This window comes from Antarctobacter sp., from assembly GCF_965277915.1.
GTDB lineage: Bacteria > Pseudomonadota > Alphaproteobacteria > Rhodobacterales > Rhodobacteraceae > Antarctobacter.
In genome coordinates this window covers 1650085-1671491 of sequence record NZ_OZ255849.1, presented here as the reverse complement: position 1 = coordinate 1671491, position 21407 = coordinate 1650085, and the positions used below count along the sequence as shown (strand labels likewise).

Sequence of the window (21407 nt, the reverse complement as noted above, 5' to 3'; positions counted from 1 at the left end):
CTGGCGGAATTTTTTGAGACGAGGGATTTGAGGACATGTGTGGAATCGTAGGCATTCTAGGGACCCACGAAGTGGCCCCGCAACTGGTCGAGGCGCTGCGTCGGCTGGAATACCGCGGCTATGACAGCGCCGGCATCGCCACCGTGCACGACGGCCACCTGGACCGGCGCCGCGCAATGGGCAAGCTGGTCAACCTCTCGGACGCGCTGGTGCACAACCCGCTGGCGGGGAAATCGGGCATCGGGCACACCCGCTGGGCCACCCACGGCGAACCTTCGACCGACAATGCCCATCCGCACAAGTCCGGCCCCGTGGCCGTGGTTCACAACGGAATCATAGAAAATTACAAAGAGTTACGAGACGAAGTTAAGTCTTCCGGACTGATCCCCGCGACCGACACCGACACCGAGACCATCGCGCTTTTGACCCACAGCCTGATGCAGACGGGGCTGGCGCCGGTCGATGCGGCGATGGCCTGCATCGACAAGCTGGAGGGCGCCTTTGCCCTGGCCTTTCTCTTTGACGGCGAAGAGGACCTGATGGTCGCGGCGCGCAAGGGATCGCCCCTGGCGATCGGGCATGGCGATGGGGAAATGTTCGTCGGCTCCGATGCCATCGCACTGGCCCCGCTGACGCCCCGTATCACCTACCTGGAAGAAGGCGACCGCGCGGTGCTGACCCGCGAAGGCGTCACAATCCGCGACGAGGCGGGCCGCTTGGTCAACCGCGAGATGCGCAAGGTCCAGATGGATGCCGCGCGCGTCGACAAGGCCGGGTACAAGCATTTCATGGCCAAGGAGATCGCGGAACAGCCGCAGGTCCTGTCGAATGCTCTGAACGCCTACCTGACCGACGAGGGCATCGCCCTGCCCGATCCGGGAATCGATTTTGCCGCGATCGACCGGTTGACGATGGTCGCCTGCGGCACCGCCTATTACGCCTGCCTGACCGCGAAATACTGGTTCGAACAGCTTGCGGCCCTGCCGGTCGAGGTCGATATCGCCTCCGAGTTCCGGTACCGCGAGCCGCCCGTGCTGCCCGGCACCGCCGCGCTGTTCGTCAGCCAGTCGGGCGAGACGGCGGACACGCTGGCCGCCCTGCGCTATTGCGCGGACAAGGCCGACAAGATCTTTTCCGTGGTCAATGTCCCCAACAGCTCGATCGCGCGGGAAAGCGACCTGGCGCTGCCGATTCATGCCGGAGTGGAAATCGGCGTTGCCTCGACCAAGGCCTTTACCTGCCAGTTGAACGTCCTGCTCCTGCTGGCGCTCAAGGCGGCAGAGGCGCGCGGACGGCTGACAGCCGAGGCGCGCGACGAGATCCTCAAGGGTTTGCGCGCCTTGCCGGGCACCTTCAACGCCGCATTGGACCGCGACGAGGTGATCGCGGGCGTGGCGCGCAAGCTGGCAGAGGCGCGGGACATCCTCTTCCTGGGGCGCGGCCTGATGTATCCCCTGGCGCTCGAAGGCGCCCTAAAACTTAAGGAAATAAGCTACATACACGCCGAAGCTTACGCTTCTGGAGAGCTGAAACACGGTCCTATCGCGCTGATCGACAAGCATGTGCCGGTGGTGGTCATGGCCCCCAAGGATGCGCTTTTCGAAAAGACCGTGTCGAACATGCAGGAGGTCATGGCGCGTGGCGGCAAGGTCTGTCTCGTCACCGATGCAGAAGGCGCGGCGGCAGCGGGCCAGGACGTCTGGCGCGTGGTGCAGATGCCGACGGTGCCCGACTTGCTGGCACCCATTCTCTATGCCTTGCCCGCACAGCTATTGGCCTATCACACGGCCATCGCCAAGGGGACCGACGTCGACCAGCCGCGCAACCTGGCGAAATCGGTGACGGTGGAGTGACACCCGAGCAGGCCCTCGACACCCTGCGCGCGCAGGGCGACGCGGAACGCGCCGAGGGATCGGCGCGCTATCACAAGGTGGATCGCGTTTACCTGGGCGTACCCAACCCGGTGCTGAACGACCTGGCAAAGGACTGGCGGCAAGGCATGGACGTGCCGGGCCGCGTCGCGCTGGCCGAGGCGCTCTGGGCCAGCGACATCCACGAGGCGCGCATCCTGGCCGCCAAGCTGCTGACCCAGGCCCGCCTTCGTCCCGACGAAGAGGCCTGGCGGCTGATCTGTTCCTGGGTGCCGACATTCGACGCCTGGGCGGTGGCCGATCATGCCTGCATGGCAGGCCAGCGGCGGATCATGGCGGATCTGTCCAGGCTGGACGAGGTCGAAACCTGGACCACCAGCGATCACCTCTGGACCAAACGCGGGGCGCTGGTCATCACCCTGCCGCTCGCGCATCTGAATTTCCCCAAGCCCGAGCAGGCCGCGGCCCGGACGCGCGTGATGGCCTGGGCGGCGGGCTATGTGCCTGACCAGCAGTGGTTCATCCAGAAGGCCGTGGCCTGGTGGATTCGCGAATTGTCGAAACATGACGCCGAAGCCGCGCGCGATTTCCTCGACGCACATGGCGCGGCGATGAAACCCTTTGCGCGCAAGGAGGCGGGCAAGTACCTGCCCTAGCCGCCCGCAAAGACCTTGAGCGTCGGCAGATCGGTCAACGAGGCGCCGATCAGCCGCATGGCCGCCAGCGAGATCCGGCTGCCTCCCCCCTCGATCGGGCGCAGTTCCACTTGCGAGGATTTCCCGGTGGCCGGATTTTCCACCCGGCCCTGGCGCACCGATGTCACCAGCGGTGTTTCAAGCCAGAACCCGGTCGCCGCCGGATCGCCCAGGCTGGCCACGGTTTCCCCCAGCAGTGTCTCGCCCCCCGGCTTGGGCGCAGCAGCCGCCTTCTTGCGCTCATCGGCCGTTGTCGTGTCGAACTGTTCCGCGGTGCGGGCACCCTCAGGTGGCCTGACCGCTGCTGCGCCCTCCGGCGAGGTCTGCGGCTGCGGCGCGGGTGCCTCGGCCTGCGAGCGGTCCTGAAGGAAGGGCAGTTTGCCGCAGCCCGCGGGCGCCAAGGCGGCAAAGATCAACAGTGTCTTCAGGATACCGCGCATTTGCGTCCCTCCCCGTTCATGACATTTCCTTGGGCACTCTTGCCGAATTTCCGGCCGAGGACTAGTGTCGAGAACATGACACAAACGCTCATCGATCCCTTTCAGCGCCCGATCTCCTATCTTCGGGTCTCCGTCACAGACCGCTGCGATTTCCGCTGCGTCTACTGCATGTCGGAGAACATGACCTTTCTGCCAAAGAAAGAACTGCTGACCCTCGAAGAGCTGGATCGCATGTGTTCGACCTTTGTGCGACTGGGCGTCGAGAAACTGCGCATCACCGGCGGGGAACCGCTGGTCCGCCGGGATATCATGACGTTTTTCCGCCGCATGACGCGGCACCTCGACTCCGGCGCGCTCAAAGAGCTGACGTTGACGACCAACGGTTCGCAACTGGAACGGTTTGCCGGGGATCTCTACGCGGCGGGCGTGCGGCGGGTGAATGTCTCGCTCGACACGCTGGACGAGAAGAAGTTTGCCGACGTCACCCGCTGGGGTCGCCTGCCGCAGGTCCTGCGCGGGCTGGATGCGGCGCAGGCGGCGGGCCTCCGGGTCAAGCTGAACGCGGTGGCTCTAAAGGGTTTCAACGAGGATGAACTGTTCTCGATGACCGAATGGTGCGCCGAACGCGACATGGACCTGACCTGGATCGAGGTCATGCCGATGGGCGACATCGGCAATGAGGACCGGCTGGACCAGTACTGGAAACTGACCGACCTGCGCGCGCGGCTGGCCGAGCACTATACCGTGACGGATCTGCCCGAACGCACCGGCGGCCCCGCCCGCTATGTCCGACTGGAAGAGACCGGGCAGAAGATCGGGTTCATCACGCCGCTCACGCATAACTTCTGCGAAAGCTGCAACCGGGTGCGCCTGACCTGCACGGGCGAGTTGTTCATGTGCCTGGGCCAGGAAGACAACGCCGACCTGCGCGCGGCCCTGCGCAACCATCCCGACAGCGACGAACCGCTGGAAGAAGCGATCCGCGCGGCCATCGCGCTGAAACCCAAGGGGCATGACTTCGACTATTCCCGACAGGGTGTCGATGGGCGCGTGTCCCGGCACATGAGCCACACGGGCGGCTGACGTCCGACCGATCCGGCGGAGCGGCTGCGCCGCACAGCGTGTTTGGACGAGGGGCTCTGCCCCTCGCGCTCCCCGGAGGTAGTTTCGGCCCAAAGAAACACCCAAAGATCCAATGGGTCGTTCACGTCTGTTTAAGGTCAATGCGCCAGCCTGGCAGCGCGCTACAGGCTGGAGAGCCGATGACCGTGCCCGAAGAAGCGCCCGGCAGATACCGGCATTGCTTCACGCCCGTCTCGTGCCCGCCACGAGGCGGGTGTTCTGAAACCGCCCCATGTTTCTTCTCTCTCCAAATACCTCCCGCCGGAGGCACGCGCCGCAGGCGCGACTCATCGCAGGACGTTTTCCGGCCGGCTGATCTGTCCGCCCCCCACGGGGGCCGCCACCCCCGTTGTTCCCGGCGCAGATGTCGGCAGGCCGCGGGCCACGCGCACCGCGAGATAGGCAAAGGCCTGCGCCTCCAGCATGTCGCCATCCAGGCCCGCCTTTTCCACGGATTCCACCGGACAATCCAGTCCGGCCGCCAGCATCCGCATCATCACCGGGTTCTTGCGCCCGCCCCCCGTGACCAGCACGCGGGCGGGCGGTTTCGGGCAATGCTCCATGCCTTGCATGACCGCTGCCGCCGCCATCCCGGTCATGGTTGCCGCCGCATCGGCATCCGACAATTCCCGCACGAGATCCAGCATCAGGGAAAAATCGTCCCGGTCCAGAGACTTGGGCGGCATCTTGCGGAAATAGCCTTCGTCCAGGAAAAGTTCCAGCGCGCCTTCCTCGACCCGCCCCTTGCGGGCCAGCCGCCCGTCGAGATCGCAATCGAGGCCCAACCGTTCGGCGACAAGGTCGTTGATCGGCGCATTGGCGGGCCCCGTGTCAAACGCCAACAGCGCCCCTTCGGCCTCGGGCTTGTCAACGCGGGGATCGACCCAGGTCAGGTTGCCAACACCGCCGAGGTTGAGGAAACAAAGCGGTTCGCGCGCGCCGATGTGGCGCGCGCAGGCCCAGTGGAAGAAGGGCGCCAAAGGTGCGCCTTCACCCCCCAGGGCCACGTCGGCAGAGCGGAAATCCCAGACCACCGGCTTTCCCAAAGCTTGCGCGAGCGCAGCACCGTCGCCCAGCTGATGCGTGCCGCGGCCGCGCGGCTCATGCGCCAGGGTCTGGCCATGAAACCCGACCATCTGTGCCCCCGGGAACTGCGACAGGAGTTCCACATGCGCAGATTGGATCACCTCCAGCGCAGGCTCCAGCCCCGCACCGGGCCAACGGCCCAGGGCGGACTTCAGCACCGCGCGCTCCTCTTCGGAATAGGCGCGGTATCCACTGGTGCCGAAATCGAGAATACGCATCCCATCGGTGTGCAGCATGGCCGCATCCACCCCGTCCAGCGAGGTCCCCGACATGGCGCCAAGCGCCCAGACGGCCCCATCCTTCAACATGCTCTTTCCCTCGGCCCTGCCCGCGCTTATACCTGCGCCGCGCAGTATACAGAGGCACCCGCATGACCTACCATCCCAAATCGGATTTCATGGCCGTCATGATGCAGCGCGGCTACCTGGCCGACTGCACCGACTACCAGGCGCTGGACGAGGCGCTGAGCAATGGGGTGGTGACCGCCTATATCGGCTATGACGCCACCGCGCAGTCGCTGCATGTCGGGCACCTGCTGAACATCATGATGCTGCGCTGGTTCCAGAAAACCGGGCACAAGCCGATCACGCTGATGGGCGGCGGCACCACCAAGGTGGGCGATCCCTCGTTCCGCGCCGATGAACGCCCGCTGCTGACGCCGGACCAGATCGACGCCAACATCGACGGCATGAAACAGGTCTTTGCCAAGTACCTGGAGTATGGAGAGGCCGGGAACGGCGCTCTGATGCTGAACAACGCCGAATGGCTGGACGGGCTCAACTACCTTGAGTTCCTGCGCGACATCGGCCGGCATTTCAGCGTCAACCGGATGCTGTCCTTCGAGTCGGTGAAATCGCGGCTGGACCGCGAACAATCGTTGAGCTTCCTCGAGTTCAACTACATGATCCTGCAGGCCTACGACTTCCTCGAGCTGTACCGCCGCTATGGCTGCACCTTGCAGATGGGCGGCAGCGACCAGTGGGGCAATATCGTCAACGGCATCGACCTGACCCGCCGTGTGCTGGACGAAGAGATCTATGGCCTGACCTCGCCGCTGCTCACCACCAGCGACGGGCGCAAGATGGGCAAGAGCCAGGGCGGTGCCATCTGGCTGAACTCGGACATGCTGTCCCCCTATGAGTTCTGGCAGTTCTGGCGCAACACGACCGATGCCGACGTTGGCCGCTTCCTGAAGCTCTATACCGAGCTGCCGCTGGACGAATGCGAACGCCTGGGCGCGCTGGCCGGCTCCGAGATCAACGACGCCAAGATCGTTCTGGCCAATGCGGTGACCACCCTGTGTCACGGGGCCGAAGCGGCTGCGGCGGCCGAGGCCACGGCGCGCGAAGTCTTTGAAAAAGGCGGCGTCGGGGAGGATCTGCCGACGCTGGAACTGTCGGCGGCGGATCTGGGCGATGGCATTTCCATCGTGCAGCTGATCGTCAAGTCGGGTCTCGCGAAATCCGGCAAGGAGGCCAAGCGCCTGATCGCCGAGAACGGCGCGCGCATCGACGACGCGCCGCTGACCGATGCCGGCATGATGCTGGACGCGGGCGCGCTTTCCTCTCCGGTCAAGCTGTCGGCGGGCAAGAAGCGGCACGCGCTGGTCAAGCTGGCGGAGTGAGCCGCCGGTCCCGGCCCAAAATCTCTTCGACGGTATTGATCCATGCCTCCGGTCACCGCAAGGTGGCCGGAGTAGATAGCTGTACCAAAAAGAGGTTTACTTTCATGCGATTGCCTGCCGTTCTTGTCGCTCTTTGTATGGCCTGCTCCGACGCCGGTGCCGCCGTTCTGGAAACCGACGTGACCCCGGAGATGGCCGAGATGGGCTGTACCGCGCGCCTGTCAGGCGTGATCGAAAACGGCGACCTGGAACGGATCAGGCCCTTTCTCGACCGTTCGCTTGTGGCCCATATCGACAGCCCGTCGCCGGATCACCCGCTGATCTACCGCAATTTCGCCCCGGCGGTGGATTACGGTCCGATGGCCTTTTTCTCGCACCGCCTCTGCCTGGACAGCCCGGGCGGATCGCTGACCGAAGCATTGCGGATCGTGGATTACATCCGCAAGGAAAGCGCGGACGGGAATGGCGGCCCCAGCGGCATCCAGACCGCCATCGCGCGCGGGGATCGGTGCGAAAGCGCCTGTGCCTATGTCTTTCTGGCCGGACGATTCGTGCGGTTTTCGGGCACGGCGGCCTATGAGGGGCGGTCGAACCAGTTGCTGCATCCCCTGGGCCGGCTGGGTCTGCACGCGCCGTTCCTGCGGTTCGACTCGGACCGCTATAGCCGCGCGCAGGTGCAGGAGATCTGGAAGATCGGCATGGACGCGACCTCGCTGATTTCGCGGCAGATCGCCAACGGCAACATCTTCATGTCCAGCGACCTGTTTTCCGAGATGGTGACCTATCTGCCCTCTGAGATGCTGGTCCTGGACACCGTGGGCCAGGCGGTCCGCTGGGGGATCGAGGTCGAACCCAATTCGCTGACCTACGGCGAATACCCTTTCTCACGCGGGGATTTCGAAAGCGCGATCTGCATGAACGCGGCCGAGATCGCGCCAAGCTATGTCGATCTTGTCCCGTTGCAGGACCGTCCCGCCCTGCAACGCGACGGCGACATCATCCGGTCGCGCGGTGCCTTCAGCGATTCTTTGTCCGGGCGCCGCTATGAATGCGAATTTCCGGCCAACGCATGGGAAGAGTTCCAGGCCGGCCTGAGCTATTTCGAATACTACGGAATCTCGGTGCGGCAGGGATTGTCCTGCTCCGCGCCGACGGTCAAGCTGACTGTGTCGGGAGAGTGCTACGATTGCACCATAGAGGTCGACCTGCCCTGTATCGGGATCTATCCCAATGCCGCGCCGATCAACGCCATCCACATGGACCCGCCGCAGCCCTGAGGATCAGAGCAGCGCCTGAACCACGGCCAGGGCCACAAAGGGAAGTGACAGCGCCACCGCCAGCAAGAGCGCGGCACCCGCTGTCGGGCGCGGGCGGGCCATGTCACGGGCGGGTATGCGGGGCGGATCTTGACGCAGGCGTTCGGTCATCATGAGCGGAGTTAACAGCATGGAAACTTTCCATGTCGTTAATGAGGCCCATGTCCCTGCTCTTGCCCCTGCCCCAGTCACAGGAGTTCGCGCGCGCCTGCGCCGCGCTTGGCCGGTCTCTGCGCCGCTGCCGCAACGACAGCGGGGTGGTCTGGCAGGTGCAGTCGCGCCGGTTCGGCCCGCTGGGGCGGCTGGACCTCGTGTCGCGCGGGCCGGTCGCGGCAAAACCGGGCGCGTTGGACACCTGGCTGCAAGATTGGGCGCGCTGGCACGACGGGCGGCCACTGGTGCTGAATGCCGATGGGCTGAGCGCCGGGGCGCTGCGCGCCGCCGGTTTCTGGCCTCTGGTGACGCCCGCAACGCTGGCGCTGCTGCCACTTGGCTGCGAGGCCGGGATGCGATCCGCCCTCGCACAGAAATGGCGCAACCGGCTGAACCGGGCGGAACGCTCCGGGCTCACGCTGCGTGAGACGGACCTGACCCCGGATCACTGGATCCTGACTGCCGAGGCCGCGCAGGCACGCGCCAGGGGCTATCGGGGTCTGCCACCGGCGTTCAGCGCAGCCTTTGCCCGGGCCACCCCCGGCGCTGCGCAGGTGTTTGAGGCGCTAGACAAGGGTGTGCCCGTCGCGGGCGCCGTGATGCTGAGGCACGGGCGCATGGCCACTTGGCAGATCGGCGTGACCACGCCCGAGGGACGCAGGAGCCACGCGATGAACCTGCTGCTCTGGCGCGCCATGCGGGCGCTTGCGGAGCGGGGGCATGACTGTCTCGATCTCGGCATCCTGAACTTGCAGGACGCCCCCGGGGTCACCCATTTCAAGCTGGGCACCGGCGCGCGGGTTCATCGCCTGGGCGGGACATGGCTACACCTTGGCGCGCTGGCGCCGCTGGCGCGACGCCTGCCCCTGCGGATGGCGGCATAGCCCCGCCCTATTCGCCCAGCATCCACTGCCCCTCGGGCCAGAAGGCATGAAAGGCAAAGGCGAACATCACGTCGTGCGGCAGGTCGGCACCCCCCGCGTCCCGCACCCGGACCGAGCCCACGTCGCGCCCCGCCGCGATCCGGCCCGCGTCCAGCGCCGAGGCCTGACCGGCACGCCAGGTGATGACGACCCCCGCCTCGCGCACCTCGCCTGCCTCGGCAAGCCGGTCCATCGGCCAGGCCCGGTCGCCCACGCGCACCACCCGCATCAACGGCGGGATGTCATGCGGCGGCATCTCTCCGGAATAGAGGAAGGGCCGTTTTGACGAGTCGTAGTTGCGATAGGGGTTCTGACCGTAGGGCCGGTTCCAGGCGGGTTCCGCCATGACAACCCCCTCCGCGTTGCGGTCACGGAACTGGGCAAAGCTTTCCATCCAGCTGGGTAGCGTGTCCAGTTCGACCCCGGTGAGGTCACCCACGATGCCGGTGCCGATGGCCTGCTGCCACCAGCTTTGGGTTTCGCGGTCATACATGACCATGTCCGAGTTGCGCAGCTTGCCCGAGACACCGAAGGTCAGCACCCTGTCCCCCACGCGCCGGTCGAATGTCAGCGCAGAGTTGCACAAGGGGCAGAAGGTGACGGCCACCGGCACCTCTCCGATGACGTCGTTCACGATCTCATGCCAGGTGAGATAGCGGATCGGATAGGCGCGCGGGCGCTCGCCCTCGATCACGACGGTGATGACCGGCTCGCTCCCTGGAATGCGGCTTTCCTGATCGACCGGGATGAGTTGCGGATCGGAGAGCGCCGGGATGCCATCCTTGGGCGGACCGCCCGACATGATCTCGGCCCAGTTGGTGATGGTGGTCTTTTCGAAATCCGTGTCCGGCCATTCGTGGCGCCAGAAAGACGGATCCGCGGAAACGGCAGTGGCTGCAACCGTCAAAAGGAAAGCAAGTCTGGGCAAAAGGCGCATTGGATCTCCTCCGGGCTTGCTCCGAAGGATGCCGTGAAACGTGGCCTCTGCCCAGTGGGCCGCACGCGCTTTTGAAAGCGCGTGCGTTCGGGTCACTCCTGCGTGACGGTGACCTTGACCATGCGGTCCGGCTCTCCGGTCACGGCGCCGTTGGCGCGACGGTCGCCGCGCTTGATCGCGTCGACGACGTCCATGCCCTCTGTCACCTTGCCGACGATCGTGTACTGACCATCGAGGAAGGGACCGGGCGCGAACATTATGAAGAACTGCGAGTTGGCGCTGTCGGGGTCCTGCGACCGCGCCATGCCGACGACACCGCGTTCGAAGGACATGTCGGAGAATTCAGCCTCGAGATCCGGCAGGGTCGAGCCCCCCATGCCGGCGCGGCGCATGTCGAAATCCTCGGCGCCGGTACGGCCGAACTGCACGTCCCCGGTCTGGGCCATGAAGCCGTCGATCACCCGGTGGAAGACCACGCCGTCATAGGCGCCGGCCTTGGCCAGCGCGACGATCTGGGCGGTGTGACCGGGGGCCACGTCCTCGAAGAGGTCGATGGTGATCGTGCCTTCTGCCTCACCCGCCACCCGGATCTGAAGCCCCATGTCCGCGCCTTCCGGCAAGGGTTCGAGAACCGGCTCGGCAGCGGGCGCAGGCACGACGGTGGCGCCGTCCTCGGCAGGTGCGGCAGGATCGGGGGCGGCATCCACCGCCCCAGCCCCGCCGCGCAGCACGGAATAGCAGCCCATGCCGACCAGCAGCACGGCGACCGCGAGAATTCCGCCCTTAACCCGCGACATCTGCGGCCACCTTCACCGAGATCATGCGGTCGGGATTCGCGGGCGGTTCGCCCCGCGTGATCGCATCGACATGTTCCATGCCCTCGATCACGCGGCCATACACCGTGTATTGGCCGTTCAGGAAATGGTTGTCCTTGAAGTTGATGAAGAACTGCGAGTTTGCGCTGTTGGGGTTCTGCGAGCGCGCGGCGCCAAGGGTGCCACGGTCATGCGGCAGCTTGGAGAACTCGGCCTTGAGATCCGGCAGGTCGGACCCGCCGGTGCCCGCGCGGCGCAGGTTGAAATCCTTTTCCATGTTGCCATGCGCCACGTCGCCGGTCTGGGCCATGAAGCCCTCGATCACGCGGTGAAAGCAGACATTGTCATAGGCGCCCGAACGCGCCAGTTCCTTCATGCGCGCGGCATGATCCGGTGCCACGTCGGGCAGCAGCTCGATGGTGACGGTGCCGTCCTTGAGTTCCATCAGGATGGTGTTTTCCGGGTCCTTGATATCGGCCATTGGGCTTTCTCCGTTTCTCATTTGCGACGAGAGGTAGCCTGTGACGCGGCCAAAGCCAAGACGGCGTTGACCTGCACGGCACATCGGGTCTAGTGGGCCGGGGAATTGCGACCGGAGAGTGAGAGATGGGCTGGAACACCCTTGACGACATGGACCTTGAGGGAAAGCGCGTGTTGACCCGGGTCGACATCAACGTGCCGATGGAAGACGGGGAAGTGACCGACGCTACACGGATCGAACGGATCGCGGCAACGGTGCAGACCATCCTGGACAAGGGTGGCAAGCCGGTGCTGCTGGCGCATTTCGGCCGGCCAAAGGGCGAACGGCGCGACGACATGAGCCTGCAACCGCTGATCCCGACGATGGAGGCGGTGCTGGGCGTCGAGGTTGTCTTTGCAAGCGACTGCGTCGGCCCGGCGGCGGCTGCGGTGATCGACGGGCTGGGCGAGAACCAGGTCGCCCTGCTGGAAAACACCCGTTTCCACGCGGGCGAGGAAAAGAACGACCCGGAACTGGTGGCCGGGATGGCCGCGCTTGGGGATGTCTATTGTTCCGACGCCTTTTCGGCGGCGCACCGGGCGCACGCGTCGACCACGGGGCTGGCACATGCCCTGCCCGCCTGCGCCGGTCGCCTGATGCAAGCCGAGCTGGAAGCCCTTGAGGGTGCGCTTGGCAAACCCGCGCGCCCCGTTCTGGCGGTGGTCGGCGGGGCCAAGGTCTCGACCAAGCTGGACCTCTTGGGCAACCTGGTCGAGAAGGTCGACATGCTGGTGATCGGTGGAGGCATGGCCAACACGTTTCTGGCCGCCAAGGGTATCGACGTGGGCAAGTCGCTGGCCGAACATGAAATGACCGGCACCGCGAAAGAGATCATGACCAAGGCCGAGAAGGCCGGCTGCAAGATCCTGCTGCCCACGGATGTCGTCGTTGCGCGCGAGTTCAAGGAAGGCGCCGAGAACGAGACCGTTCCGGCGGATGCCTGCCCGGCGGACGCGATGATCCTGGACGCCGGACCGGAATCCGTGGCCGCCGTGATCGCCGCGATCGACGAGGCGCAGACACTGATCTGGAACGGCCCGCTGGGCGCCTTCGAGATCGCGCCTTTCGATGCGGCCACCAACGCCGCGGCGAAACACGCTGCGGACCGCAGCGAACTGGGCAAACTGGTGTCCGTCGCGGGGGGCGGCGACACGGTCGCCGCACTGAACAAGGCCGGTGCGGCCTCCGGGTTCAGCTATATCTCGACCGCCGGGGGCGCCTTCCTGGAGTGGATGGAAGGCAAGACCCTGCCCGGCGTCGCTGCGCTGGAAGCCTGATCCCCCTTCGAGCCCGGCGGCCTACCGCTGCCGGGCCAGTTCCCGTTCCATCCTGTACAGCACCTTGATCGCCTCGGGCGCGGTCAGGGCCGTGATGTGCTTGCGCCGGTCGCCGCCCCGGAAATCGCTGAGATCGACGATCCGGATCGGCAGGCCCGCCAAACGCGTCTTGTCCTGAATCGACCCCAATCGCCAGGGTTTGCCCGTCAGCCAAGCCGACACGCTGAGCGCCGAGTCCATCTTGGAGATCAGCACGAGGAAGGGTTCGGGGAAAGGCTCGATCTTCAGCGCCTGCTGGACGAACACATCCTCGTCGATGTCCGGGCTGATCAGCGCCACGCCGCGCAAAGCCTTGAGCGATGCCTCGTCCCCGGCGATGGCCGCCTGACGCAGTGCCTCCATCGTCAATTGCGCACCCATCGAATGCGCGACCAGGGTCACGCGCCAGCCCTCGCTGGCGAGGTCCCGTAACACCTGGGCCAGCCCGTCGCGCGAGAACATCACGCTGTCACGGTCATAGACATAGCCGCGCACGCGCCCCGCAGAGGCCCAGGAATACAGGACAATCGGGATCTTGGCGTCGAAGTCATGCGCCACCTGTGCAACCCGGTAGACGGCCTCGGCGTTGCGCACGTTGAACCCGTGCACGAACAGCACGACGTCCTTGCGCCCCGGTTGCGAGGCAAAGGTCAACCCGTCGAGAAACTCGCGCTTGCCCGGATAGGGCGCGCCGTCGCGGGTGACGAAATGGCGGGCCGGATCGGGCTTGGCCGAACCGGGCCATTCGATCTCTCCCTCCTCGTGGTTGGGCGGGATCGAGATGTCGGCCCACCCATAGCGCAATTCCCGAGAGCGGGCCGCACCGAACGCCTGGCGGACCAGCTCCAGGTCACCCTCGGGGGCGAGGTTGCGGTTGGTGGCAACAAAGACACGCCGCAGGTCGATGGCCCCTGCCACGGCGCGCGGCACATGGTCGATCTCTCCCCGAGGGGCGCAGGCGGCAACGAGACCTGCCAGGAGAACGATGAATAAGCCTTTCGTCATGCGACAAAAATTTAACTGGACCGCGATTCGTTTCCAGCCCTTTGTTGCGTCAGCGCGCCAATATCAGTGCAGCGATGCATCGCCGCCCCTATGGCGCGGCCAGGTCGCGCAGCAGGCGGATCGCCTCGGGCGCAGTGAAGGCGGTGGAATGTCCCGCCCTGTCGCCGCCCGGAATGCTGCTGAGGTCGATGATCTCGACCGGCAGTTGCGCCAGCCTCGAGGGATCCTCGATCGAGCCCAGCCGCGACGGCGTGCCAGTCAAGAGGGCTGCAAGGCCCAGGGCCCGATCGCGGCGAGAGACGACAATCATGAAGGGTTCGGGGAACGGCTCGATCCGGCGCGACTGCCGCAGAAAGACATCCTCGTCGATATCGGGGCTGATCAGCGCCACGCCCATGATGCTGGTCAGCGCCCTGCCCTTGCCGGAAATCGAAATCTGCCGCAGCGTTTCCATCACCAGCTGGCTGCCCATCGAATGGGCTATGATCAGCACCCGGCGCTTGTCACGCGACAGGCCCAGCAACAGCGATTCCAGGTCGTCACGCGCAAAGATCACGCTGTCGCGGTCATAGACATAGCCGCGCGGATCACCCGCCGACGGCCAGGAGAAACTGATGACCGGGTCGTCTGTCCGGTAGTCATGCGCGATCTGCGCCAGGCGATAGACCGCCTCGGCGTTGTTCACGTTGAACCCGTGTACGAACAGCACCACGTCCGGACGCCCGCCCGGGCGGGGAAGATCACGCAAAAAGGCCAGTTGGCTGGCGTATCGTTCGCCGGACAGGGCCACGAAATGCTGCGCCGGGTCCGGGCGGTCGTTGCCCGGCCATTCGATCCGTCCTGGCTGGTGAACGGGCGGGATCGAGATGTCGATACGGCCATAACTCACCACCGGGTCGCGGCTCTCGCCGAAGGCCTGGTGCAACGCCTCTTCCGGTGACCCTTGTTCGAGGTGGCGGTTGCTGGCGATAAAGACCCGCTGCACCGCCGCGTCATAGGCTTCGGGCTTTATGCCCTGGACAAGGGAAACCATGCCGCGCGGACCGCAAGCGGCGACGGAAAGACAGATCGTCAGGACAAAGAACACGCGAGTCATGGCCGCACAATCGGGCAAACCGCATGCAAGGTCGAGACCTCTCAGCCCTCGGGAATGACAACACCTGCGTGATCGACGCGAATGACCTCGCGCAGCACATCGGCCAACCGTTCCAGACTGGCCACACGCCCCGAACTTCGCCGCCAGACCAGACCGACGGACCGGGTGAACCGCCCCTTGCGGAAGGGACGCACCGCCACGTCGCCGCGCGGCGCGCTGATTTCCGAACGGACATAAAGCGCGGGCAAAAAGCTGAGGCCCATGTTCATCGCCACCATCTGGCGCAGGGCATCGAGGCTGGTCCCCTCGTAGTCGGCGCTGAGATGCGCGCCCAGGTCACGGCAAAGCGTGGCGATCTGATCATGCAGGGCGAATGCGGGTGACAGGGACAGCACGTCCTGACCGGCCAGGTCGGTATCGCGCACCTCATCCGCCGCGGCCAGCGGGTGATCATGGGCCATCGCCACCACCAATGGCTCGCGGAACAGCCGGGTCACGGTGACGTCCCGGGCCTGAACCGGCAGTTGCGTCAGGATCGCGTCGTGCAGCCCGGCGACCAGGTCCTCTGTCAGGTCGCGCGGCGCGCCGTCCCGCAAGATCAGCTTGGCGTCCGGGTCGGCGGCATGCAGGCGACGGACCAGCCCCGGCAGAAGGTAGGGGCCGATGGTGGGCGTCGAGCCCAGCCGCAACTGCGCCGCCCTGCCCGTTCCCAGCATCTGCGCGGTGTCCACCAGCGCCTCGACCTCTTCGGCGATGCGGGCGGCACGGGCGCGCACCTCGCGACCCTCTGGGGTCAGGACGACACCGCGGCGGCGGCGTTCCACAAGGCGCAGGCCAAGCCGCTTTTCCAGTTCCGCGATCTGCAGGCTGAGCGAGGGTTGGCTGATACCTGCGCGCGTGGCGGCGCGGCCATACTGTCCGGCCTCGGCCAAAAGTAGAAAGTAGCGCAACTGGCGCAGGCTGGGGGTCTCGGGCACGATGGGCCTCCTGTTTCCCAACAAATAGGAAAAACCAATGAAAAATCATCATAGCATTGGGTTTTATCCCGATTTTGCACCCCCCATCTCGGTACCGTAACACCAGAGGAGGACCGCAAGATGAAGACAGCGAAAACCGGCACCACGTCGCTGGAGGCCCGCGTTCAGGCGCTCCGCAGCCGCCACGCCGCGCTGGAACAGGACATCGAGGCCGAACAGCGCCGCCCCCTGCCCAGCATGAGCCGCCTGCGCGCCCTGAAATCGCGAAAGCTGATGCTGAAGGACGAGATGACCTATTACAGCGGCTTGCTACAGACGCTGTCGTCAATGCATCGGGACAATCCCCAGGGGGCCGCATGACCCCCTTCGGTCCGCTGGACTTCCTGCGCGCGGCCCAGCTCCTGCGCAGCGGCGACCCGGACGATTTCGCCGAGGCGGTTCCGGGCGGCGCCCCGCCCCCGCGCCCGCCCGCCCCGAAAACCGAGTCGCCCAGGCGCTGAGTGCATGAATGCAACGCTGCAAGGACTTTTTGCAGCGCGCCGCGAATCAGGCGCCGCGCGGGATTCCCTTTCCCGCGCGGCTGTGCCACTCTCCCCTCATGCGCCCCCAAAGAGGCGCGTGTTTGAGGCAGACACATGACATCCCGTCGATCGCGCCCTTCGCTGGGGGCACTCGTCTTTTTCACCGTGACGCTGAGCCTTTCGGCCTATTTCACCTTTGCCGCCGTGCAAGGGGATTCCGGCCTGTTCCGCCGCGCGGAAATCGCCGTAGAGGGCGACAAGCTGGCCCGCGAGTTGGCCGAGCTGAACGCCGAGGTGGCGCGGATGGAAAATCTTACCCGCCGCCTGTCTGACGACTTCCTGGATCTCGACCTGCTGGACCAGCAGGCACGCGACGTACTGGGCCTGATCCGCAGCGACGAGATTGTTGTGCACTGACACCCACTTGCCTTTGCCCTTGCTCCGCCCGGCCCGCATGGCCGGACGGGTATAGGCTTTACGCCGTGCCACACCCCGCCTATCCTCGCCCAAAGTAGTTCAGCGCTGAACGAGTCCTGGGGAGGAGTGTCATGGCAGCCCGAAAGACAACGGCGAAACCCAATGTCTCGCCCGAGGAGCTGACGCAGTATTACCGCGACATGCTGCTGATCCGCCGGTTCGAGGAAAAGGCCGGCCAGCTGTACGGCATGGGGCTGATCGGCGGTTTCTGCCACCTCTACATCGGGCAGGAGGCCGTGGTGGTCGGGCTGGAGGCAGCCGCCGAAGAGGGCGACAAGCGCATCACCTCCTACCGCGATCACGGCCATATGCTGGCCTGCGGGATGGATCCGAACGGCGTGATGGCGGAACTTACCGGACGCGAGGGCGGCTATTCCAAGGGCAAGGGCGGCTCGATGCACATGTTCAGCCGCGAAAAGCACTTTTACGGCGGCCACGGTATCGTCGGCGCGCAGGTGCCCCTGGGCGCGGGTCTCGCCTTTGCCGACAAGTACAAGGGCAACGGCCGCGTAACATTCACCTATTTCGGGGATGGCGCCGCCAACCAGGGCCAGGTCTACGAGACCTTCAACATGGCCGCGCTCTGGGAACTGCCGGTGGTCTTCGTCATCGAGAACAACCAGTACGCGATGGGCACGGCGATGAAGCGGTCCACCTCGACCCCGGACATCTATCACCGTGGCAACGCCTTCGGCATCCCCGGAGAGATGGTCGACGGCATGGATGTGCTGGCGGTCAAGGCGGCGGGCGAGAAGGCGGTCAAACACTGCCGCGCGGGCAAGGGCCCCTACATCCTCGAAATCAAGACCTACCGCTATCGCGGCCATTCGATGTCGGACCCCGCCAAGTACCGCACCCGCGAAGAAGTGTCGAAAATGCGCGAGGAGCGCGATCCCATCGACCACGTCCGCGAGATGCTGGTTCAGGGCGGTCATGCCTCAGAGGAGGATCTCAAGGCCATCGACAAGGAGATCAAGGCGGTGGTCAACGCCTCTGCCGAGTTCGCCCGCGAAAGCCCGGAACCGGCGCTCGACGAGCTCTGGACCGATATCTACGCGGAGGCCACCGACTGATGCCGCATTTCGAGATCCATGTCAGCGATCCACCGCGCGCACGCGCCTTCTATGCCGGGCTATTCGGCTGGTCCTTTGACCCCATGCCGGGTGGCGAAGAGATGGACTATCACCTGGTGACCGGCGCCAACCTTGGCGCCGACCTCACCGGAGGCATGATGCGTCGCATGGGGCCGGCCCCTGCCCCGCACGGCCCGATCCGCGGCTGTACGCTGACCTTCGAGGTGGCGGATTGCGACGCCCTATATGACTGGGCACTGAACAACGGCGGCGCCGAGGCCTTGCCGCCGAAAGACTATCCCGGCATCGGGCGCGCCGCCTATGTCGAAGATGGCGAAGGCAACATCGTGGGCTTCATCACGCCCGCAACGGGGAGAGAGTGACCACATGCCAACCGAAATTCTCATGCCCGCCCTGTCCCCCACGATGGAAGAAGGCACCCTGGCCAAGTGGCTGGTCAAGGAAGGCGACACCGTCACCGCCGGCGACGTGATCGCCGAGATCGAGACCGACAAGGCCACGATGGAATTCGAGGCCGTGGACGAAGGTGTCATGGGCAAGATACTTGTCACCGAGGGCACGCAGAACGTCGCGGTGAACACGCCTATCGCCGTGCTGGTCGAAGAGGGCGAAGAGGTCCCGGACCAGGCCCGGGATCAGGCCCCGGCGGCTCAACCGGCGGAACCTGCGGCCCAGCCCGCCGCGGCGGCGCCCGAACCTGCCGCCCCGGCCAAGGTCGAGGCCGCCCGCCCCGAGCCGGACTGGCCCGACGGCACCAAGACGAAGAAACAGACGGTCCGCGAGGCCCTGCGCGACGCGATGGCCGAGGAAATGCGCCGTGACGGCGATGTCTTCCTGATGGGTGAGGAGGTTGCCGAGTACCAAGGGGCCTACAAGATCAGCCAGGGCCTGCTGGACGAGTTCGGTTCCAAGCGCGTGATCGACACGCCGATTACCGAACACGGCTTTACCGGCATCGGTGTCGGCGCCGCCTTTGGCGGCTTGCGGCCCATCGTCGAGTTCATGACCTTCAACTTCGCGATGCAGGCGATGGACCAGATCATCAACTCGGCGGCCAAGACGCTCTACATGTCCGGCGGGCAGATGGGCTGTCCCATCGTTTTTCGCGGCCCCAGCGGCGCCGCCGCCCGTGTCGGCGCCCAGCACAGCCAGGATTACGCCGCCTGGTATGCCCATATTCCCGGTCTCAAGGTCGCGATGCCCTACAGCGCCTCGGACGCCAAGGGCCTCTTGAAAAGCGCGATACGGGACCCGAACCCCGTGATCTTCCTCGAAAACGAGATCCTTTATGGCCGCAGTTTCGACGTGCCGATGCTGGAGGATTTCACCGTTCCGCTGAGCAAGGCCCGGATCTGGCGCGAAGGGTCTGACGTGACGATTGTCAGCTTCGGCATCGGCATGACCTACGCGCTGGAAGCGGCCGAGAAGCTCGCCGAAGAAGGCATCGAGGCCGAAGTCATCGACCTGCGCTGCCTGCGTCCCATCGACACGGCAACGGTGATCGCGAGCGTGCAGAAAACCAACCGCTGCGTGACCGTCGAGGAAGGCTGGCCGGTGGCGTCGATCGGCAATTACATCTCGGCAACGCTGATGCAGCAGGCCTTCGACTGGCTCGACGCACCGGTGATCAATGTCACCGGCAAGGACGTGCCCATGCCTTATGCGGCCAATCTTGAACGTCACGCGCTGGTCACCACGCCCGAGGTGATCGAGGCCGCGAAACAGGTCTGCTACCGGTGACCGGCCGCGTCGAGGTCCGGGGCCGCGACGTCGCGCGCGAGGCCTACCGCATCGAGACCGATGCCGGCGCCGCCTTCGTGCCCGAATGCCTGATGGCCAGCGCACTGCGCCCCGGCGCGCGGCCTTCGCACCAGGACGCCTACGAATGGATCGCCGCCCATCGCACGGCCTTGGCCCGCGCAGTCGACCGGCTGGCGCGCGGCGACACCCCGCGCCCGCCCTATGATATCCTGACGCTGATCGAGGCTCGCTGAGATGCGGCTTCTTCTTGGCAAAAATACCCACGTCCAGCGACTGTCACAGCGCTGAGAGGAGGATCAAAGATGCCCACGGAAATCCTCATGCCCGCCCTGTCCCCGACGATGGAGGAAGGCACGCTGGCCAAATGGTTGGTCAAGGAAGGCGACGAGGTCCGCTCCGGCGACGTGATCGCCGAGATCGAAACCGACAAGGCCACGATGGAATTCGAAGCGGTGGACGAAGGGGTGATCGGCAAGATCCTCGTGGTTGAAGGCAGTGAGGCGGTGAAGGTCAACACGCCCATCGCCGTGCTGCTGGAAGAGGGCGAAAGCGCCGAGGATTTTGCCGACGCCCCACCGGCCACGGCGCCAAAGGCGCAGGCCGGCGCGGCTGCCGAGGCGGCCCCCGCCGGGGGCCCCGAGAAAGCCGCCCCTCCACCGCCGCAGGCAGCGGACGGCACACGCATATTCGCCTCGCCGCTGGCGCGCCGGATCGCCGATCAAAAGGGCCTGGACCTTGCGCAGATCACGGGCAGCGGCCCGCGCGGGCGCATCGTCAAGGCCGATGTCGAGGCGGCAGCGGCCTCCTCTGCCCCGGTCTCCGAACCGGACAGGTCTCCGGCACAGCATGCGCCCGCGGCGCCTGCGGCACCCGCCACTACCGGTGCAAGCGCCGATGCAGTGCTCAAGACTTACGCCGACCGCCCGCACCAGGAAATCCCGCTCGACGGCATGCGCCGCACCATTGCCGCACGCCTGACCGAAGCGAAACAGACCATTCCGCATTTCTACCTGCGCCGGGACATTCGCCTCGATGCGCTCATGGCCTTCCGCAAGCAGCTGAACGACCAGCTTGCCGGTCGCGGGATCAAGCTCTCGGTCAATGACTTCATCATCAAGGCATGCGCCAACGCTCTGCAACAGGTGCCGGCCGCCAACGCTGTCTGGGCCGGGGACCGCATCCTGCAACTCGCGCCTTCCGACGTGGCCGTCGCCGTGGCCATCGAGGGCGGTCTCTTTACCCCGGTGTTGCGCGATGCCCACCAGAAAAACCTCTCGACCCTCTCCGCAGAAATGAAAGACCTCGCCGCCCGGGCGAGGGACCGAAAACTTGCCCCGCAAGAATACCAAGGGGGCAGCTTTGCCATTTCCAACCTCGGCATGATGGGGATCGAGAATTTCGACGCGGTCATCAACCCGCCGCACGGCGCCATCCTGGCCGTCGGTGCGGGCGTCAAGAAACCCGTTGTCGGAGAGAACGATCAGATCCAGGTCGCCACGGTCATGTCCGTGACACTGTCGGTGGATCACCGCGTGATCGACGGTGCGCTCGGCGCCGAGCTGCTACAGGCGATCGTCGACGGACTGGAAAACCCGCTCGCGCTGCTGGCCTGAAAACCTCGGCGGCGCCGGGACAAAGCCATTATTCCAAAATCAAAA

24 protein-coding genes are annotated in these 21407 nt (G+C 65.5%); 15 read left to right on the top strand and 9 right to left on the bottom strand.

Annotated features, from left to right (window positions below; genetic code table 11):
* The first annotated feature begins 35 nt into the window (after positions 1 to 35).
* Both glmS and ACQY5B_RS08965 read left to right on the top strand, forming a co-directional pair.
* Positions 36 to 1853: a glutamine--fructose-6-phosphate transaminase (isomerizing) gene (glmS, locus tag ACQY5B_RS08970; RefSeq protein WP_420325547.1), complete on the top strand. Its 1818-nt coding sequence runs from the start codon at positions 36 to 38 to the stop codon at positions 1851 to 1853.
* The gene (locus ACQY5B_RS08965; protein ID WP_420325548.1) at positions 1850 to 2527 is read left to right on the top strand and encodes a DNA alkylation repair protein; all 678 of its coding nucleotides are present in this window, start codon (positions 1850 to 1852) and stop codon (positions 2525 to 2527) included. The genes glmS and ACQY5B_RS08965 overlap by 4 nt, the downstream gene beginning before the upstream one ends.
* Here the strand turns inward: ACQY5B_RS08965 and ACQY5B_RS08960 are convergent.
* Positions 2524 to 3006, bottom strand: coding sequence for a hypothetical protein (locus ACQY5B_RS08960; protein ID WP_420325549.1), 483 nt, complete (start codon positions 3004 to 3006; stop codon positions 2524 to 2526). The two genes, ACQY5B_RS08965 and ACQY5B_RS08960, sit on opposite strands and share 4 nt — an antisense overlap.
* A 75-nt stretch (positions 3007 to 3081) precedes the next feature.
* Between ACQY5B_RS08960 and moaA the strand changes: the two genes are divergently transcribed.
* Entirely contained in the window at positions 3082 to 4089 is a 1008-nt protein-coding gene (gene moaA, locus ACQY5B_RS08955) for a GTP 3',8-cyclase MoaA (RefSeq protein ID WP_420325550.1), read from the top strand.
* Between the two features lie 326 nt (positions 4090 to 4415).
* On the opposite strand, the gene ACQY5B_RS08950 is transcribed toward moaA, so the two are convergent.
* A complete protein-coding gene (locus ACQY5B_RS08950) occupies positions 4416 to 5522 on the bottom strand; it encodes an anhydro-N-acetylmuramic acid kinase (protein ID WP_420325551.1) in 1107 nt (368 codons plus the stop codon).
* 62 nt (positions 5523 to 5584) lie between these two features.
* Here ACQY5B_RS08950 and tyrS point away from each other — a divergent pair, with 62 nt between their 5' ends.
* The gene (gene tyrS / locus ACQY5B_RS08945) at positions 5585 to 6838 is read left to right on the top strand and encodes a tyrosine--tRNA ligase (protein ID WP_305968394.1); all 1254 of its coding nucleotides are present in this window, start codon (positions 5585 to 5587) and stop codon (positions 6836 to 6838) included.
* 104 nt (positions 6839 to 6942) lie between these two features.
* Positions 6943 to 8115: a hypothetical protein gene (locus ACQY5B_RS08940; protein ID WP_420325552.1), complete on the top strand. Its 1173-nt coding sequence runs from the start codon at positions 6943 to 6945 to the stop codon at positions 8113 to 8115.
* 3 nt (positions 8116 to 8118) lie between these two features.
* Here the strand turns inward: ACQY5B_RS08940 and ACQY5B_RS08935 are convergent, their stop codons facing one another.
* Positions 8119 to 8268, bottom strand: a complete 150-nt coding sequence (locus tag ACQY5B_RS08935) for a hypothetical protein (RefSeq protein WP_424975857.1) — start codon at positions 8266 to 8268, stop codon at positions 8119 to 8121.
* 47 nt (positions 8269 to 8315) lie between these two features.
* Here ACQY5B_RS08935 and ACQY5B_RS08930 point away from each other — a divergent pair, with 47 nt between their 5' ends.
* On the top strand, positions 8316 to 9191 hold the full coding sequence (locus tag ACQY5B_RS08930; protein WP_420325553.1) for a GNAT family N-acetyltransferase: 876 nt from the start codon (positions 8316 to 8318) through the stop codon (positions 9189 to 9191).
* 7 nt (positions 9192 to 9198) lie between these two features.
* Here ACQY5B_RS08930 and ACQY5B_RS08925 read toward each other — a convergent pair whose 3' ends face one another.
* The 3 genes from ACQY5B_RS08925 to ACQY5B_RS08915 form a co-directional block, all read right to left on the bottom strand.
* The gene (locus tag ACQY5B_RS08925; RefSeq protein ID WP_420325554.1) at positions 9199 to 10167 is read right to left on the bottom strand and encodes a DUF3179 domain-containing protein; all 969 of its coding nucleotides are present in this window, start codon (positions 10165 to 10167) and stop codon (positions 9199 to 9201) included.
* Positions 10168 to 10259: 92 nt separating this feature from the next.
* A complete protein-coding gene (locus ACQY5B_RS08920) occupies positions 10260 to 10769 on the bottom strand; it encodes a peptidylprolyl isomerase (RefSeq protein ID WP_305968535.1) in 510 nt (169 codons plus the stop codon).
* Between the two features lie 181 nt (positions 10770 to 10950).
* Positions 10951 to 11463, bottom strand: coding sequence for a peptidylprolyl isomerase (locus ACQY5B_RS08915; RefSeq protein ID WP_305968399.1), 513 nt, complete (start codon positions 11461 to 11463; stop codon positions 10951 to 10953).
* Positions 11464 to 11588: 125 nt separating this feature from the next.
* On the opposite strand from ACQY5B_RS08915, the gene ACQY5B_RS08910 reads away from it, so the two are divergent.
* Complete coding sequence (locus ACQY5B_RS08910; RefSeq protein WP_420325555.1) at positions 11589 to 12779, top strand: phosphoglycerate kinase; 1191 nt, start codon at positions 11589 to 11591, stop codon at positions 12777 to 12779.
* Positions 12780 to 12800: 21 nt separating this feature from the next.
* Here the strand turns inward: ACQY5B_RS08910 and ACQY5B_RS08905 are convergent, their stop codons facing one another.
* The 3 genes from ACQY5B_RS08905 to ACQY5B_RS08895 form a co-directional block, all read right to left on the bottom strand.
* Entirely contained in the window at positions 12801 to 13823 is a 1023-nt protein-coding gene (locus ACQY5B_RS08905) for an alpha/beta hydrolase (RefSeq protein ID WP_305968401.1), read from the bottom strand.
* Positions 13824 to 13911: 88 nt separating this feature from the next.
* Positions 13912 to 14919, bottom strand: a complete 1008-nt coding sequence (locus ACQY5B_RS08900) for an alpha/beta hydrolase (protein WP_305968402.1) — start codon at positions 14917 to 14919, stop codon at positions 13912 to 13914.
* 41 nt (positions 14920 to 14960) lie between these two features.
* Positions 14961 to 15896 carry a hydrogen peroxide-inducible genes activator gene (locus ACQY5B_RS08895; protein WP_420325556.1) on the bottom strand — a complete coding sequence of 312 codons (936 nt, stop codon included), beginning with the start codon at positions 15894 to 15896 and terminating at the stop codon, positions 14961 to 14963.
* A gap of 120 nt (positions 15897 to 16016) precedes the next feature.
* On the opposite strand from ACQY5B_RS08895, the gene ACQY5B_RS08890 reads away from it, so the two are divergent.
* From ACQY5B_RS08890 to ACQY5B_RS08855, 8 genes are all read left to right on the top strand, one after another.
* A complete protein-coding gene (locus ACQY5B_RS08890) occupies positions 16017 to 16256 on the top strand; it encodes a YdcH family protein (protein WP_305968404.1) in 240 nt (79 codons plus the stop codon).
* Positions 16253 to 16396, top strand: coding sequence for a hypothetical protein (locus ACQY5B_RS08885; protein ID WP_305968405.1), 144 nt, complete (start codon positions 16253 to 16255; stop codon positions 16394 to 16396). The genes ACQY5B_RS08890 and ACQY5B_RS08885 overlap by 4 nt, the downstream gene beginning before the upstream one ends.
* Before the next feature lie 135 nt (positions 16397 to 16531).
* Positions 16532 to 16834 carry an FtsB family cell division protein gene (locus ACQY5B_RS08880; protein WP_305968406.1) on the top strand — a complete coding sequence of 101 codons (303 nt, stop codon included), beginning with the start codon at positions 16532 to 16534 and terminating at the stop codon, positions 16832 to 16834.
* Between the two features lie 131 nt (positions 16835 to 16965).
* Entirely contained in the window at positions 16966 to 17967 is a 1002-nt protein-coding gene (gene pdhA / locus ACQY5B_RS08875) for a pyruvate dehydrogenase (acetyl-transferring) E1 component subunit alpha (protein ID WP_420325557.1), read from the top strand.
* On the top strand, positions 17967 to 18350 hold the full coding sequence (locus ACQY5B_RS08870) for a VOC family protein (RefSeq protein WP_420325558.1): 384 nt from the start codon (positions 17967 to 17969) through the stop codon (positions 18348 to 18350). Before pdhA ends, ACQY5B_RS08870 begins: the two co-directional genes overlap by 1 nt.
* A gap of 4 nt (positions 18351 to 18354) precedes the next feature.
* Positions 18355 to 19728, top strand: a complete 1374-nt coding sequence (locus tag ACQY5B_RS08865; RefSeq protein ID WP_420325559.1) for a pyruvate dehydrogenase complex E1 component subunit beta — start codon at positions 18355 to 18357, stop codon at positions 19726 to 19728.
* Complete coding sequence (locus ACQY5B_RS08860; protein ID WP_420325560.1) at positions 19725 to 19982, top strand: hypothetical protein; 258 nt, start codon at positions 19725 to 19727, stop codon at positions 19980 to 19982. The genes ACQY5B_RS08865 and ACQY5B_RS08860 overlap by 4 nt, the downstream gene beginning before the upstream one ends.
* A 69-nt stretch (positions 19983 to 20051) precedes the next feature.
* Complete coding sequence (locus ACQY5B_RS08855) at positions 20052 to 21362, top strand: pyruvate dehydrogenase complex dihydrolipoamide acetyltransferase (RefSeq protein WP_420325561.1); 1311 nt, start codon at positions 20052 to 20054, stop codon at positions 21360 to 21362.
* Positions 21363 to 21407 lie beyond the last annotated feature (45 nt).

What these genes read in the sequence shown, in the direction of transcription:
- glmS (WP_420325547.1), top strand. Translation starts at nt 36, where the DNA reads ATGTGTGGAATCGTAGGCATTCTAGGGACCCACGAAGTGGCCCCGCAA.
- ACQY5B_RS08960 (WP_420325549.1), bottom strand. Translation starts at nt 3,006, where the DNA reads ATGCGCGGTATCCTGAAGACACTGTTGATCTTTGCCGCCTTGGCGCCC.
- moaA (WP_420325550.1), top strand. Translation starts at nt 3,082, where the DNA reads ATGACACAAACGCTCATCGATCCCTTTCAGCGCCCGATCTCCTATCTT.
- ACQY5B_RS08950 (WP_420325551.1), bottom strand. Translation starts at nt 5,522, where the DNA reads ATGTTGAAGGATGGGGCCGTCTGGGCGCTTGGCGCCATGTCGGGGACC.
- tyrS (WP_305968394.1), top strand. Translation starts at nt 5,585, where the DNA reads ATGACCTACCATCCCAAATCGGATTTCATGGCCGTCATGATGCAGCGC.
- ACQY5B_RS08940 (WP_420325552.1), top strand. Translation starts at nt 6,943, where the DNA reads ATGCGATTGCCTGCCGTTCTTGTCGCTCTTTGTATGGCCTGCTCCGAC.
- ACQY5B_RS08935 (WP_424975857.1), bottom strand. Translation starts at nt 8,268, where the DNA reads ATGATGACCGAACGCCTGCGTCAAGATCCGCCCCGCATACCCGCCCGT.
- ACQY5B_RS08930 (WP_420325553.1), top strand. Translation starts at nt 8,316, where the DNA reads ATGTCCCTGCTCTTGCCCCTGCCCCAGTCACAGGAGTTCGCGCGCGCC.
- ACQY5B_RS08925 (WP_420325554.1), bottom strand. Translation starts at nt 10,167, where the DNA reads ATGCGCCTTTTGCCCAGACTTGCTTTCCTTTTGACGGTTGCAGCCACT.
- ACQY5B_RS08920 (WP_305968535.1), bottom strand. Translation starts at nt 10,769, where the DNA reads ATGGGGCTTCAGATCCGGGTGGCGGGTGAGGCAGAAGGCACGATCACC.
- ACQY5B_RS08915 (WP_305968399.1), bottom strand. Translation starts at nt 11,463, where the DNA reads ATGGCCGATATCAAGGACCCGGAAAACACCATCCTGATGGAACTCAAG.
- ACQY5B_RS08910 (WP_420325555.1), top strand. Translation starts at nt 11,589, where the DNA reads ATGGGCTGGAACACCCTTGACGACATGGACCTTGAGGGAAAGCGCGTG.
- ACQY5B_RS08905 (WP_305968401.1), bottom strand. Translation starts at nt 13,823, where the DNA reads ATGACGAAAGGCTTATTCATCGTTCTCCTGGCAGGTCTCGTTGCCGCC.
- ACQY5B_RS08900 (WP_305968402.1), bottom strand. Translation starts at nt 14,919, where the DNA reads ATGACTCGCGTGTTCTTTGTCCTGACGATCTGTCTTTCCGTCGCCGCT.
- ACQY5B_RS08890 (WP_305968404.1), top strand. Translation starts at nt 16,017, where the DNA reads ATGAAGACAGCGAAAACCGGCACCACGTCGCTGGAGGCCCGCGTTCAG.
- ACQY5B_RS08885 (WP_305968405.1), top strand. Translation starts at nt 16,253, where the DNA reads ATGACCCCCTTCGGTCCGCTGGACTTCCTGCGCGCGGCCCAGCTCCTG.
- ACQY5B_RS08880 (WP_305968406.1), top strand. Translation starts at nt 16,532, where the DNA reads ATGACATCCCGTCGATCGCGCCCTTCGCTGGGGGCACTCGTCTTTTTC.
- pdhA (WP_420325557.1), top strand. Translation starts at nt 16,966, where the DNA reads ATGGCAGCCCGAAAGACAACGGCGAAACCCAATGTCTCGCCCGAGGAG.
- ACQY5B_RS08870 (WP_420325558.1), top strand. Translation starts at nt 17,967, where the DNA reads ATGCCGCATTTCGAGATCCATGTCAGCGATCCACCGCGCGCACGCGCC.
- ACQY5B_RS08865 (WP_420325559.1), top strand. Translation starts at nt 18,355, where the DNA reads ATGCCAACCGAAATTCTCATGCCCGCCCTGTCCCCCACGATGGAAGAA.
- ACQY5B_RS08855 (WP_420325561.1), top strand. Translation starts at nt 20,052, where the DNA reads ATGCCCACGGAAATCCTCATGCCCGCCCTGTCCCCGACGATGGAGGAA.